The organism is Tunturibacter psychrotolerans (assembly GCF_040359615.1).
GTDB classification, from domain to species: Bacteria; Acidobacteriota; Terriglobia; order Terriglobales; family Acidobacteriaceae; genus Edaphobacter; species Edaphobacter psychrotolerans.
In genome coordinates this window covers 1-13,752 of record NZ_CP132942.1, presented here as the reverse complement: position 1 = coordinate 13,752, position 13,752 = coordinate 1, and the positions used below count along the sequence as shown (strand labels likewise).

Genomic DNA, 13,752 nt, shown 5'->3' with positions numbered 1-13,752 from the left:
AGCTCTTATCGTGATGAGAAAAAATCGCAGAGAGAAGCAGCTACCCGACTCACTCAGCATGTCGTCGACTAGCTGAGAGATCACCTTCGAACTCCAGTTTTATTGGGAAGAGAAGATAGAGCTGCTTACAATCGCTCACTTCCGTCTTCATTGAGAATCAGCGCTGGCCCTCCCACCGCTCTTGCTGGCGACGCCTGGCGGCAGGTCTCCTAGCCTGTTCATCTAGAAGGTTGGCTGCGGGCGAGCCCTTGGGCCGGATTCCAGTTATTTGGCGGTATGATACATACCCCAAAACGGTCGCCGCTCCGATGGCAACTTCAAGAAAAATAGAGAGTTATTGGAAATCGCCATGCTCTTACCCGTTGGAGCTTTGTCCTCAACTTATTCATATATTAGATTCTGCAATCGTAGTCACCCACCTCTCCCCAAACAATTCCGGATAAATACCGTCCCGCAGGAGTCAAAGTTACAAGTGAAAAGTTTTCGAAATGCCTACAAAGGTAATAGGCGAGATGGAATTACAGACAAATGAATCAGGTCCCTAAATTCCAAGGTTATTTATTTGCAATAGCTGTGTGCACCGGAGCGGCGATCTTGTCGTGGATTGCAGGCGCTCCGTCCTCCTGTTTTCACCTTGCTGTCGTGATTTGCAGCCTCTATGGAAGAAAAAGAGTTGGCATCTTTTCGGTCGGTCTTTCTGTTCTGATCTTCGATTATTTCTTCCTTTCGCCTCACTTCCAATTCGTCCCCGATCATTCGACCTATCCGCGGCTCGGGGCTTTTATCGCGACTGCTGTGTCGATCAATCTGGTCATCGCAGCCAAGCAGCGTGGGGACGAAGCTCATCGCGAGGTGGAAGAGCAGCATAGAGTCGTCTCCGAGACAGCCATCGATGGTGTGTTTTCCGTCGGCCACTACGGTGAGATTTTGTTAGCCAACCCGTCTGCCCTAACAATCTTCGGCTATTCGGCGAGTGACATGATCGGACAACCTATTGCTCGTTTTCTACCGCAGATTCGCGGCTACGATACGCCATCTGTAACCGAGACGACTGGCGTTCATCAGGATGGGACCGAATTCGTTGCCGAAGTTGCTTTCGGTCGAGTTGTTACAAGCAACAAGTGCGCCGCTGTCATCTTTGTTCGCGACATCACACAGCGCAAACTGAACGAAAACGCGCTGCGAATGAGTGAGTCGTATCTGGCAGCAGCTCAACGGATAAGCCATACCGGCAGTTTTGGCTGGAACGTTCTCAGCGGGGAGATCGTCTGGTCGGCAGAGACCTTTCGAATCGCCGGTGTGGATCCGAACTTGAAACCGACCCTACAGCTCATCCATGAAAGGATTCATCCGCAAGATCGGGCCACCGTAAAGGAAATCATGGAAACTACGTCGAAACATGGCGCGGATTTGGACTTCGAACACCGATTTGTTTTGCCTGATGGGTCTGTCAAGTTCGTCCATGTGCTGGGAAAACCAGTCCATGACAAAGTCGGCGAGCTTCAGTACATAGGCGCGGCGATGGATATCACGTCTACCAAACTCGCGCTGGAGTCAGTGCAACGGTTGGAAGAAAGACTTGCCCGCGCATCACAGATAGCTACGCTTGGCGAAGTGTCCGCATCGATCGCGCACGAGATCAACCAGCCGTTGACCGCAATCATAGCCAATGCGCACATGTGTTCCGAGGCGCTCTCAGACGAGAGCGTCGACATCGCAAGCGCGCGCGATCTTATTCGGGAGGTCTTGGACTGTGGCTACCACGCAAGCGACGTGGTGCAACGTGTGCGCAACCTTTTCAGAGGTGGGGGCCCAGTAAAAGTACCGCTCGATATCAATGAAGTTGCAAGGGAGGTTCTAAACCTCATTCGCAACGAGGCAACGAAAAGGAGCGTCGGCGTAGAAATCGACCTGGCACCCGAACTGCCAGAGGTCTGGGGCGACCGCGTACAAATACAGCAGGTCCTGGTCAATTTGTGCATTAACGGATTTGACGCGATGGACTCCCTGATCGATGGTCCGCGTGTATTGGCTGTGCGAACAAGGGTTCATGGTGAAGGGGCAATTAGGGTTGAAGTGCAAGACAACGGTGTTGGCCTTTTCGATCACGACAAAATCTTCGACGCGTTTTATACAACCAAAGAACATGGGATGGGCCTGGGTCTACCCATTTGCCGTTCCATCATCGAACTACATAACGGTCGTCTTTGGCCACAGAGCGACGATCGGACCGGAACAACGTTCTGCTTCACGATGCCGGTGCCTTGAGCTCACAATCGTTTCCCAACAACTAGGCGTACACTACCCGGACTGGGGTGATTCAGGCCGCATCAACGCCCTTTCTTTTACCATCACGCGCCCAACGGCAGCATGTGATCTGAATCGGGCATCGCGCCTGACGAGCCCCTTGATCACATCGCTGGAAGGGACGGAATATGCCACTTATCGTCATCGCCGCCAGCACCAGAAGCCAGGATTTCGCTGTCATCGACTTCGAAAAATCGCCTCCTAAAACGACGATGGTGCGCGCATCGGCAGCGGGCAATGTGGTGGATTGTTACGGGAAACTGGCCGCCGTTGGAGATTGGGGCAGCGGGACAGTGACGCTGTTCGACATCTCGGACCCGGAGACTCCCGTGAAGCGCGGATCGGTTAGTACCAGCCTTGCCAGCGTGACCGCAATCTCGATTGACGACGTGCATGTGCTCGCCGCTGGCCGGACCGGAGGCGAGGCGCAGCTCGTACTCATCAGCATCGCCAATCCACAGCAGCCTCAAATCGTTTCGGTCTTCGGCCACACCGGCGTGACGGGCACCGACAGCATTTCGGGAGTCGTGATCCGGGGAAACAACGCTCTTGCCTGCGCGACCTTCGGCTGTCTCGTGATGGACTACGCCGATGCCTCGCACCCGAGCGGTGTCGGATACCCAAGCTCAAGCAGCACAATCGGTCTCGACGGCCAGGTCGTTGGGGATTTCGACGGACTGAATGCGCTGATCACCGCCCCGCCAACGGGCTGGAACGGCACGCAGCCTGTTTATGCTTATTTATTCAGCATCGCCAAAGGAGTTCCGACCCCGCCAGTGCAGCAGAAAGAGGGTGGAAACCTATTGTCCTCCGTTGCCGTCGCGGAGATACCTCAAGGCGGACACTACTTGGCGACTGCCGATCTGTCCTCAGTGACGATCCGGGCCTTTCCCGAGGGCCCAAAGGCATCGGTAAGCTTTTTCGTGCCTGAGGAGGGTGTTTCGAACACGACCGTGGCGCTCAAATTTTTGAACAACCCGGCGGTCGCACCGTTCTTGGCGGTTGCCAACGTGACCGCCGAGCAGGGTTATCTTGTCACCGCGAGTTTCCTCGTTCTTCAGACCGGCGAGCTGACCTCCACCCTGACGATCGCGACCCCTAACCCGGTAGCGAAGGTTGCGCTCGCACCCACCCTGAACCCAACGCTCGGCATCACCGGCTGGATAGCGTAAATGCAGAAGTTGTCTTCATCCTTTGCGCCGCAAATCGCAAAGCGTCCCTGAACTTCGGCCAAAAATCTTGTCAAGCCCCTTAGTCCACAAAACCCGCGCCAATCCAGCAGATTCGCGTGGCGTATCAGTTATGCTCCAACCGCTATAATAGTAAGTACAGTGACAAAGAGCCTCGGCCTAAGCCGAGGTTTTTTTACTTTGAAAGGAACAACGACCCGTAACCCCTTTGCTTGGACGAATTTGGCCGTAACCCCTTTGGAATGACGTTTTTGCACGGCACTGTGCCAGTTAAGTCATTTCATATGAATAATTTAGTCAATTCATATAGGGGGGGCGGGTACTCCTTGGATCAGTGCCCGTATTGCTCTACACGCCGCAACAGATCCAGCTTGCGCTCAGGCGGCAGAAAGCTAGCCTCCACGGCGTTCGCCGCCAGCTCCCGCATCTGCTCCAGTGAAAACTCGAATCGACTCTGCACCAACACGTACTCCTCGAGCAGGTTGCTCCCGAACATCGGAGGATCGTCCGAGTTGATCGTCACCATCAGCCCTGACTCGAAGTAATCCTTCACGGGATGTTCGTCGAAGCTCTTGCAACAGCCAGTCCGAATGTTGCTGGTCACGTTCAGCTCCAGCGGAATCTGTCTCTCCGCCAGCACCTCCAGCAACTCCGCGTCATGCTGAGCAGAAAGAGCATGCCCAACCCGCTCCGCTCCGATGTTGATCGCCGCCCAGATACTCTCCGGCCCGATCGTCTCGCCTGCGTGAGCCGTCAGCCGCAACCCGGCCGCCTTGGCCTCCGCATACGACTCCTTGAAGATATCCGCACTCCCCCGCGCCTCATCCCCACCAATACCGATCCCAACAATGCTCGGATACAGCTTCCGCAACTCGGCGGCCTTCCGAAACACCTTCACGGCTTCCTCCGCCCCGAAGTGCCGCACCGCATCGATAAGCCAGTAGACGGTCGTCCCAAAATCCTTCTCGCCCCGCACCCGGCCGCGCTCCATCGCCTCAGCGTACGGTTCCACCTCCTGGTTCTTCCAGTAGTAGATAATCCCGAACGAGATATACACCTCGGCATGCACCACGCCCTGCGCCGCCAGATCCCGAATCATGTTGTAAGTAATCAGCTCATAGTCGTCCGGCCCCTTCAAACGAGCCGAAACAGCCTTGAACGAGTCCATGAAACCAAGAAAATTCTCATAAATATAGAGCTTCTTGGCTTCTTCAACCGTCAACGGCTCCGCATCATGCCGCTTGCTCAACTCGAGCAAAGTATCCAGCTGAATGGTTCCCTCGAGATGCAAATGCAGCTCGACCTTCGGCAGCTTTCGCAGCCACTCAACGACGTCAATCTCAGCGTCTTGTTTCGTCTGTTTGCGCGCCATCTGTCTATCCTAGACTTGTTACAAACCTCGTTGCGCAGACCCACCTAAACTTTGGGTATGTAAAACTCACTACGCTTTCGGCTGTAGAAGAAGTAGATCAGCAACCCAATTCCAAGCCACACGAAGAACCGCATCCACGTGATGATCGGCAATCCCATCATCAGCAGCACACAGAACGCCACCGAAAGCACCGGAATCACAGGCCCAAACGGAACCCGAAAGCGCCGTTTTCTCTCCGGTTCACGATACCGCAGAATGATCACCCCAATCGAGACCAGAGCAAACGCGAACAACGTCCCGATGTTCGACAGATCCGTCAGCGTCCCGATGTCGAGCAACCCTGCAGGAACTCCGACCACGATTCCAGCCACCCAAGTCGCAACCGCTGGAGTCCGGAACCGCGAATGCACCTTCCCGAAGACCGCAGGCAGCAGCCGGTCACGCGACATGGCGAACCATACTCTCGACTGCCCCAGCTGAAACACCAGGATCGACGAGATCATCCCCATCATCGCGCCGAGCAGCACAGCCAGCCTCACCCAATGCAGACTATGTCCTCCCGGCTCGAGCGACAGCTTCTTCAGCGCATTCACCACCGGAGCAGCATCATCCACCATGCTCTGCCAAGGCACCAGCCCGGTCAGAATCGTCGCCACACCTATATACAGGATCGTGCAGATGACCAGCGTCGCGATGATCCCGATCGGGACATCCTTCTGGGGACACCTGCACTCCTCCGCCGCGGTCGATACCGAATCGAACCCGATGTAGGTGAAGAAGATGATCGAACCACCTGTCAGAACGCCCGACCAGCCGTTCGGCGAGTAAGGATGATAGAGCGTCGGCTTGATGAAGTGCGCGCCAGCGAAGATGAACAGCAAAATCGCGGCGAGTTTCAGCAGCACCATGATGTTATTGGTCCTGGCGGACTCGCGAATTCCGCGCACCAATACCACAGTAAGAAGCATGACAACCAGAAACGCTGGCCAGTCGAAGCCGAAGTGCCAACCAGGCGGATACAAATCGTGTCCCTGTAGGTCCTGCAGACCACCTGGCAGAAAGGCAGGCGATATCCAGCGCAGCGCCGGATGGAATCCAAACCAGTCCAGCAGATCCACCATATGCGCGGCAAATCCGACGGACACCGCCATGTTACTGCCCGCATATTCCAGGATCAGATCCCACCCGATGATCCAGGCAACAAGCTCTCCCAAGGTCGCATAGGTATACGTGTAAGCTGATCCCGCGATCGGGATCATCGACGCCAACTCCGCGTAGCAGAGTCCAGTTAGACCGCAGACGATCGCAACCAGCACCAGCGAGATCGCGAGCGCAGGTCCCGCGCCAGGGCGTCCCGCCAGCGCTGAGTGGTGAATCAGATAGTCCAACACCGGGGCTCGTAGAATCGACGTGGTGTCGAACTTCTCACCCGCAATCGCGGTCCCTACTACTGTAAAAATGCCTGACCCAATCACCGCACCGATACCCAGTGCAGTTAATGAGACCGGACCAAGCGTCTTCTTCAACGCGTGCTCCGGCCTCTCCGATTCAGAGATCAGTTTGTCGATCGACTTGGTTGCGAAGATTTGCCTGGCCAGCGCGCTCGCTCCTGCTTACGAATGAGTTGGTGCGGGGCGTTTCCGACTACACAATGCGATTTCAGAAGTATTGATCTTCCGGGCGGAGCCGACGCGGGAACAGCAGCCCAGCGACTCCGACAAGAAATCAGCTACCGCTTGCTCTGACCACGAGCTGCCTTCTTGACCTTCTGCTTGTTCTCGCCCCGGGCGCCGGTGCGCGGACCTTTCGCCGGTGCGGCTTTGCGTGCTGCGCGCTTTACCTTCTTGCGCTCCTGTGTGTCGGTGATGCTCTTCGTATTTGCCATGTATCTTCGCCAATCTTTCTTAAAATGCGATTTTCAAACTCTAGAGGCGCTCCAGCTGGGCAAACTTCTCCACAAGCTTCTTTACGCCGTGCTGTTGAAATTGTACTGTAATCTTCGCGTCATCCCCATCGCCTTCGCGACGAAACACAGTTCCTTCACCATATTTGGGATGCCTGACTCGCGAACCCTGCCTCAATCCAGTCTTCCCGGTCTGCTCTTGGACCTCCAACTTCGGACGCGAGACCTTCTGTCCCCGTGCAGCGAAGAAGCTGGCAATGTTGTCCATCGACTGTCCTGGTGCCGCGGTCTTGGAACCATATCCAGCGCGATTGTTCACTCCAGGAAGCCCAGACGGCCGCGTCTGGACTCGGTCACCGCTTTGGTCCTCATCTTCATAACTGTAATGCCGCGCGTTCTCTTCGCCGCTAGGACGGCCGAACCTGTTCGCCTTGGGATAGGGAGTCGCGTATGCCCCGCCGTAAGCTGAACCATAATCGGATCCCGAAAACTGTGGCCGTGCAGGTGGACTTCCTAAATCCTCCACAAGTCGGCTTGGGACCTCTTCCAAAAACCGCGAAGCAATGCTCGATTCCGGCATATCGCTTCCGTATCGTCGTCGATATCTTGCGCGTGTCATGATCAGCGTATCCATCGCCCTTGTCATTCCGACATAGCAGAGGCGGCGTTCTTCTTCGAGTCCAGTAGGATCACTCAGCGTTCGAGAGTGTGGAAATAGCCCCTCTTCCATACCAGATAAAAAAACGAGTGGAAACTCTAGACCCTTAGCTGCGTGTAAAGTCATGAGCGTTACCTTGGCCTCTTCGCTGTAACTGTCTGCATCGCTGACCAGCGCTGCGTGGTCCAAAAACTCATGCAGTGTTTCGCCGCGCTCCTGTGCATCCTGCGCCGCGTTTGCAAGTTCCTTCAAGTTCTCGATTCGCGAGAAGGACTCGGGGGTAGCCTCTTCTTCGAGCGCTCGAATGTATCCACTTCGATCGTTCAGGAATTTGATGAGTTCCGGCAGCGTGGCTGCATCCCCCGGTCTGCGAAACGCTGGCTTCTCGTCTTCCATTTTGATCTCCGCAGCCCTCTCATTCGTTATATCTGCGGATCTTTTGAGGACCACTGGAGCAAACGGATTGAAATTAGCTGAATCGATTCCATGGGCAGCATCCGAGTCGGAAGAGTTTTCCGCTGCGATCGTCGAGATCTCTTCGCTCGGGCCAAAGTCGAACCCAAAGTTGAAGCTTGTATCGAAAGAAGCATTTGAAGTCGCGTCCTCGGGTTCTGGTTCTGAGTTAGCCTCCCCAAAACCAAAAGAAACATCTGCTTCGGCATCTCCCTCTGTTTCGGAGAGCAGGGAGGTGCTGTCGTACGGAGCGAGATCGCCAGCAAGCTTCTCTGCAAACCCGGTTCCCAACATTGCCCTTGCATCCTCAATCAGCCGTCTGAAACTACCCAACGCCTGCAATGCTCGCGGAGGTAATAGCTTGTCTTCCAAGGCGCGCCCCATCGCATTCCAAGTGCTCATACTGCTCGACAGGGCCATTCGCTCCAACGTCTCCATCGTCGTTTTGCCGATTCCGCGCGGCGGAGAGTTCACCACTCTTCCCAGTGCCACTGAGTCGTGCACATTCTGCACCAGTTTCAGGTAGCTCAGAATGTCTTTCACCTCAGCGCGATCATAAAAACTGAATCCGCCCACCATGTGGTACTGAATTTGATAGCGACGCAACGCCTCTTCAACGAGGCGCGACTGAGAGTTCGTTCGGTACAGCACTGCACATCTCGGCAGATCCGCCTGTCCACCAGCTTCCCTTAGATAGCGCTGGATTCGATCAGCAATAAACAGCGCTTCATTTTCGCCATCAGGAGCTTCGTAGTAGCCGATCAGGCTGCCTCCCTCTCGGGTGGTGAACAGATTTTTACCTTTGCGCTGCGTATTCTGCGCTACGACTGCGCCCGCGCCTTCCAGGATGATCTGTGTTGAACGATAGTTCTGCTCGAGCCGGATTGTCTTTGTGTCGGGAAAGTCCTTCTCAAACTCCAGTATGTTTTTGATGTCTGCGCCGCGCCAGCTGTAGATCGACTGATCCTCGTCGCCTACAACGCAGACGTTTGCGTCAGGACCGGCCAACAGCTTCATCAGCTCATATTGAGGCCGGTTCGTATCTTGATACTCGTCGATCAAAAGATATTTGTAGCGTCGGTTGTATCTTTCTCTGGTCTCTCCGGATGACTTCAGCAGGCGAACAGTCTCCAGAAGTAGATCGTCGAAGTCCAAGGCATTCGCTTTAAAAAGCTCCTTCCTATAGATCTCGAAGATATGGGCGATCTTCTCTTCCATAGGGTTGGTGCTCGCAAGAAAATACTCTTGCGGGTCAATCATGTGGTTCTTCGCCCAAGAGATTCGTCCAAGCGCCACTCTCGGCTTCAGAGATTTGTCATCAATTGCGAGACGCTTTAGCGCCTGTTTCACCACGGCCTGCTGATCCGTCTCATCGTAGATCGCGAAGGTTTTGGTCAGACCAACGCCTCCCGTACGGAGCGCTTCTATGTCTCGTCGCAACACTCGAACACAGAAGCTGTGAAACGTGGCTAGCACCGGTTTCGTAAGACTACTGTGGCCCAGAATCTTATCCACCCGTTCTGCCATCTCTTTGGCAGCCTTATTCGTGAAGGTCACAGCCAGAATCGCATCAGCCGGCACGCCACGTTCCTGAATGAGGTAAGCGATGCGATGCGTAATAACACGCGTCTTACCAGATCCCGCTCCTGCCAGCAAAAGCACAGGTCCATCCACTGACCGGATTCCCTCTTGCTGCTGAGGATTCATATTTTCTAAAAGTCGACTCAACTGCACACACTCCAATATCTATTTTAAGCTCTTCCGGATCAGTCTCTCTGTGCGCGCAAGAAAGCGATCCAACCCCCGCGCTTTTATTGTTCACTTACGAACAGCATGTCCAATCATGGACAGGAAGCGAACTGATATAAGACTGAAACGTTAATTCGAAGGTCAAATCGATTTTTTGGGGAACTAGATTCGTCCAGCTTGCGTAACTCAATTCACGACGGGCTCCCTGATCCATGGCAGAGAACTTCAGTCGAATCCTTGAAGTAACGGAGCGTAGTATGAAACGTCACAACCTTTTGACCGTCGCAGTCGTCGCTACCTCTCTCCTCGCAGTACCGGCTATATACGCTGCTCCTGCAAGCATCTCATCTCCTGTTCATGCGATGTTTGGGAAGACGAAGACCAGTACTGTTAAACTTAACCTTCGCAATGACACCGCTACTTCTTTGCAGATCCTAGTCGGTGATAAGCCTATGACGCTGGAGCCCGGCAAACTGGTAAACCTCGAGGTCCCAGTTGGAACACGCATTGTCGCCAATAGTGCAACGCCAAACCACGCGGTAGGATCCCTCATTGAAGAAGTGATTAAGGATCACAGCGGCGCCACGATCGCAATCCGCTAAGATGGCCTACGATATTGACCCCGAGGGCCGGCCGCGCTCACATCAAGCTCCGGTCGGCCAACGGCTCCAATGGGGATTCAGATTGCCACACGCTTGATATCCTCATTGTATGATTCGCAACGTCGCAGTCTTCTGTGCGTCCTCCAATGGGCTTCATTCTGACTATCGAACCGCCGCCGAGAATCTGGGTCACGCTCTCGCCATCCGCAATATCGGCGTGATTTATGGAGGCGCCAATGTTGGTCTAATGCAGGCCGTCGCCCAGGCGGCCTTAATAGCTGACGGCAGAGTGATAGGCGTCATTCCTGAGGTTCTGGTAGATCTCGAAGTGGCACATCACGGCATCACCGAACTTCACGTCACGAGCACCATGCACACGCGCAAGGCACTTATCGGAGAAAAAGCCGACGCGTTCATCGCATTGCCGGGAGGCTTCGGCACATTCGAGGAACTCTTCGAAGTCCTCGCTTGGCACACCCTCAAGCTACACGCGAAGCCCATTCTCTTGCTGAATACGCATGGTTTCTACGACAAGCTTCTCGCTTTCCTTGACCACTGCGTAGAAGAAGGAATGCTCAAGCCGAAGAACCGCGAGCTCCTTCTCGTCGCAGATACAGTTGATGAGGCGCTTGCAATGTTGAACTTGGACGACCGACGAGCTTCTGCGGCAGGATCGCACAATTGATAGAGTATGACGCCAGCCAAACCTCGTAATGCAATCCGATTTGGTTGTATGGGGCGCACTGTTACTTAGGTCTGCAACTGCTCTATCTGCGTTGGACATCTCATGCACCGTCTGCCAATTCTTACTTCGTCACGCAGATGTCGCAACGACACACCCGCCGGAGATACTCCCAGGAGTAGATTCCACTTTCGTGTCCATCGTTCCACTTGAACCGTAGCGCGTACTTGCCTACCGGCGTCACCTCCAACGGTTTCACTGGGGCCTGATACATCTTCAGCAAAGTCTGGTCTTGTGCCCTCGCTTCTCCCGGTAGCCTGCCCGCTTTCTCTCGATCCTCGTGGCATGTAGCGCAAGGACACGCATTTCGCAACCACACGAAGTTCCACACGCTTTTGTGCCCGTCATGCCACTCGATCTCGACGCCAGTTCCCTCGGTCTTCTTTACCCGTACCTTCTTCGGAGTTACAGAGCTTGTCGGCATCTCTTCGTGCTCCGCGTCTTCGCGGCGCGCCTGCTCCGCGGTGACAATACGAATTCCCTCATGACTCATAGCGCGTTCTCCCTCTGCGGTTCCCATATCGTCACTACATCTCCAGACACCTTCACCCTTATAACGTTCATCAGCCATTTCTCCAGAAGAAATAAGCAGCCATCACGCATCCGGTAATCACAACGATGGTGCGTAGCACGTTTGAATTCATCCGCCGGGCATATTGTGCTCCAACATATCCGCCAACGCCGGCGAATATCATTGAGATTAGGCAGTAATGCCAGATTACTGCGCCGCTGAATAAAAACGTGACTACGGCGCAGAAGTTAGACAAACAGGCGGCGAGCACTTTGAGCGAGTTCAGTGCGTTCATCTCCTCTACTCCAAATAAAGCCAGCGCGCTCATAATCAAAAATCCAGCTCCAGCACCAAAGTAGCCGATATAAAAGCACACTGGCAGTAGAACAAAAAACAACGGGGCCAGAGCAGGGACTCTCTTGATATGAGGCTCACTTGATCGTTTCCGTAGCCATTGCGACACCGGACCGCTGATTCCAAACAACAGGGAAGCGACCAGCAGAAGCCAAGGCACCATATGCAGAAACGTTATTTGCCTAGTATGGAGCAGTACGACAGCGCCGCTTACCCCGCCGAGAACCGAAGCCGCACATACAACCGGCAAAAGATCCCGCCTTAGATCTTCGCGTAATGCAGCGACCGACGTTAGTTGTCCGGGCCATAGCGCGACGGTATTTGTCGCATTTGCCTGAATAGGGGCCACTCCGATTGACAGCATCGCCGGAAAGGACACAAAGGATCCGCCTCCCGCCATCGCGTTCATCACACCAGCGATAAAAGACGCCGTGACGAGCCAAACGTAATGCCAATGTGAACCAAGACTCGAGATCATCCATCTTCAATTGTATCGAGTCCAGGTCGACCGTCTGACTTGTACTCTCACATCTCTTAGGTTTCACACTGCTGTTGGCATTTCCGGAGTCGCCGCAATCAGCCGACGCGTATATTCGTGTCGCGGCGTATCGCAAACCTGTTCGCACTCCCCCAACTCCACCAGGCGCCCGCGCTGCATTACCGCCACCCTGTCGCACAAATATCGCACGAGGGGCATGGAATGCGAGATGAATAAATAGGTCAGTCCATATTCTCTTTGTAAGTCCCGTAGCAAATTCACAACTTGAGCGCCCACGCTTACATCCAGCGCACTCACAGGCTCATCCAACACCACAAACTCGGGTCTGAGCGCCAACGCACGCGCAATATTAATTCTTTGTCGTTGCCCTCCGCTGAATTCATGGGGAAACCGTTCAAGCGCCGACTCGTCCAAACCTACTGTCCGCAACATCTCTTTCAAGCGCGAAGCCAGGCCCTTAAATGGTCTCTCCCCATGAATCTCAAACGGCTCGGTGAGAATCTGCTTCACCCGCATCCGTGGATTCAACGCCGCGTAGGGATCCTGAAATACAATCTGCATGCGCCGCCGCATTCCTCGCGTCTCGCGTGAAGTCGCGGACAGTAAATTCTGCTCTCTGTAGAGCACCTCACCAGCAGTAGGTTCTCCCAGCCGCAACAAAAGGCGTGCGACAGTGCTCTTTCCTGAACCGGATTCACCAACCAATCCCAACGTTTCTCCCTGCCTAATCACAAACGAAACGTCGTCCACTACTCGGTATCCCCTCCGATACTCCTTGACCAAGCCTCGAGCCTCTACCAACGTTGCTGCCTCATTCGTGGACATAGCCGGATGGTAGCATCGACGGTTCAGAATGCGTATGTGGTACGCCGCATCTCGCAGGTATGGAGTTCGCGCTTCTAAAGCGTCCTGGAGAGAACCTCAGTTCTTCGGCGACTTCAAGGGCACGCGAAGATCAATACGGCAAAGCTGAACGTAAATTCGTTTCTATGCGCAGTGCTCAGTAGATTTTTACCGAAACACCTAGCGATATACTTCTCCGGAGGAAATATCAGATGTTTCCCTTCCTGTAGGGATTTTTGAGATTCTGCGGGGAACTATCACTCAGACCGGAGTTCTTCTAAATGTTCATGCGCAAACGTCCTGCTCTTACATACCGCGCTATCGTGGTCGGTGCCCTATTTCTGACGAGTCTCCATAGCTTCGCACAGTTCGTTGGTAACAACCCCCAGGCTGTGGACAAACGCGTGAACGATCTTCTTGCGAAGATGACGCTCGATGAAAAGATCGATCTGATCGGCGGCGATACACCCTTTCGGACTCATGCTGTGCCGCGGTTAGACATACCTTACTTCCAAATGGCGGACGGTCCTGTGGGCGCGCACATCCCGGCACCAACGATTGCTTATGCC

At 54.3% G+C, this 13,752-nt stretch carries 12 protein-coding genes; 5 read left to right on the top strand and 7 right to left on the bottom strand.

Annotated elements, in window-relative coordinates:
• The first annotated feature begins 528 nt into the window (after positions 1-528).
• Both RBB77_RS00060 and RBB77_RS00055 read left to right on the top strand, forming a co-directional pair.
• Complete coding sequence (locus tag RBB77_RS00060) at positions 529-2,268, top strand: PAS domain S-box protein (protein WP_353064145.1); 1,740 nt, start codon at positions 529-531, stop codon at positions 2,266-2,268.
• A gap of 167 nt (positions 2,269-2,435) precedes the next feature.
• Positions 2,436-3,479 (top strand): hypothetical protein, encoded by a 1,044-nt coding sequence (locus tag RBB77_RS00055; RefSeq protein ID WP_353064144.1) that lies wholly within the window; start codon positions 2,436-2,438, stop codon positions 3,477-3,479.
• Positions 3,480-3,828: 349 nt separating this feature from the next.
• On the opposite strand, the gene add is transcribed toward RBB77_RS00055, so the two are convergent.
• The 4 genes from add to RBB77_RS00035 all read right to left on the bottom strand — a co-directional run bounded on the left by add (position 3,829) and on the right by RBB77_RS00035 (position 9,590).
• Positions 3,829-4,869 (bottom strand): adenosine deaminase, encoded by a 1,041-nt coding sequence (gene add / locus RBB77_RS00050; protein WP_353064143.1) that lies wholly within the window; start codon positions 4,867-4,869, stop codon positions 3,829-3,831.
• Positions 4,870-4,913: 44 nt separating this feature from the next.
• Complete coding sequence (locus tag RBB77_RS00045) at positions 4,914-6,395, bottom strand: amino acid permease (protein ID WP_353064142.1); 1,482 nt, start codon at positions 6,393-6,395, stop codon at positions 4,914-4,916.
• Positions 6,396-6,598: 203 nt separating this feature from the next.
• Entirely contained in the window at positions 6,599-6,754 is a 156-nt protein-coding gene (locus tag RBB77_RS00040) for a hypothetical protein (RefSeq protein ID WP_179636514.1), read from the bottom strand.
• Positions 6,755-6,794: 40 nt separating this feature from the next.
• Complete coding sequence (locus RBB77_RS00035) at positions 6,795-9,590, bottom strand: ATP-dependent helicase (RefSeq protein WP_353067700.1); 2,796 nt, start codon at positions 9,588-9,590, stop codon at positions 6,795-6,797.
• A gap of 299 nt (positions 9,591-9,889) precedes the next feature.
• Here RBB77_RS00035 and RBB77_RS00030 point away from each other — a divergent pair, with 299 nt between their 5' ends.
• Entirely contained in the window at positions 9,890-10,234 is a 345-nt protein-coding gene (locus tag RBB77_RS00030; RefSeq protein WP_353064141.1) for a hypothetical protein, read from the top strand.
• Between the two features lie 109 nt (positions 10,235-10,343).
• Complete coding sequence (locus RBB77_RS00025; RefSeq protein WP_353064140.1) at positions 10,344-10,919, top strand: TIGR00730 family Rossman fold protein; 576 nt, start codon at positions 10,344-10,346, stop codon at positions 10,917-10,919.
• Between the two features lie 121 nt (positions 10,920-11,040).
• Here RBB77_RS00025 and RBB77_RS00020 read toward each other — a convergent pair whose 3' ends face one another.
• From RBB77_RS00020 to RBB77_RS00010, 3 genes are all read right to left on the bottom strand, one after another.
• On the bottom strand, positions 11,041-11,496 hold the full coding sequence (locus tag RBB77_RS00020) for a DUF971 domain-containing protein (RefSeq protein ID WP_434557090.1): 456 nt from the start codon (positions 11,494-11,496) through the stop codon (positions 11,041-11,043).
• A gap of 43 nt (positions 11,497-11,539) precedes the next feature.
• Complete coding sequence (locus RBB77_RS00015) at positions 11,540-12,319, bottom strand: sulfite exporter TauE/SafE family protein (protein ID WP_353064139.1); 780 nt, start codon at positions 12,317-12,319, stop codon at positions 11,540-11,542.
• Between the two features lie 63 nt (positions 12,320-12,382).
• The gene (locus RBB77_RS00010; RefSeq protein ID WP_353064138.1) at positions 12,383-13,165 is read right to left on the bottom strand and encodes an ATP-binding cassette domain-containing protein; all 783 of its coding nucleotides are present in this window, start codon (positions 13,163-13,165) and stop codon (positions 12,383-12,385) included.
• 305 nt (positions 13,166-13,470) lie between these two features.
• Here RBB77_RS00010 and RBB77_RS00005 point away from each other — a divergent pair.
• Positions 13,471-13,752, top strand: a 282-nt coding sequence (locus tag RBB77_RS00005; protein WP_353064137.1) for a hypothetical protein, incomplete at its 3' end; no start/stop codon positions are given.

Coding starts and splice junctions, on each gene's coding strand:
- RBB77_RS00060 (WP_353064145.1), top strand. CDS start 529: ATGAATCAGGTCCCTAAATTCCAAGGTTATTTATTTGCAATAGCTGTG.
- RBB77_RS00055 (WP_353064144.1), top strand. CDS start 2,436: ATGCCACTTATCGTCATCGCCGCCAGCACCAGAAGCCAGGATTTCGCT.
- add (WP_353064143.1), bottom strand. CDS start 4,869: ATGGCGCGCAAACAGACGAAACAAGACGCTGAGATTGACGTCGTTGAG.
- RBB77_RS00040 (WP_179636514.1), bottom strand. CDS start 6,754: ATGGCAAATACGAAGAGCATCACCGACACACAGGAGCGCAAGAAGGTA.
- RBB77_RS00035 (WP_353067700.1), bottom strand. CDS start 9,590: ATGAATCCTCAGCAGCAAGAGGGAATCCGGTCAGTGGATGGACCTGTG.
- RBB77_RS00030 (WP_353064141.1), top strand. CDS start 9,890: ATGAAACGTCACAACCTTTTGACCGTCGCAGTCGTCGCTACCTCTCTC.
- RBB77_RS00025 (WP_353064140.1), top strand. CDS start 10,344: ATGATTCGCAACGTCGCAGTCTTCTGTGCGTCCTCCAATGGGCTTCAT.
- RBB77_RS00020 (WP_434557090.1), bottom strand. CDS start 11,496: ATGGGAACCGCAGAGGGAGAACGCGCTATGAGTCATGAGGGAATTCGT.
- RBB77_RS00015 (WP_353064139.1), bottom strand. CDS start 12,319: ATGATCTCGAGTCTTGGTTCACATTGGCATTACGTTTGGCTCGTCACG.
- RBB77_RS00010 (WP_353064138.1), bottom strand. CDS start 13,165: ATGTCCACGAATGAGGCAGCAACGTTGGTAGAGGCTCGAGGCTTGGTC.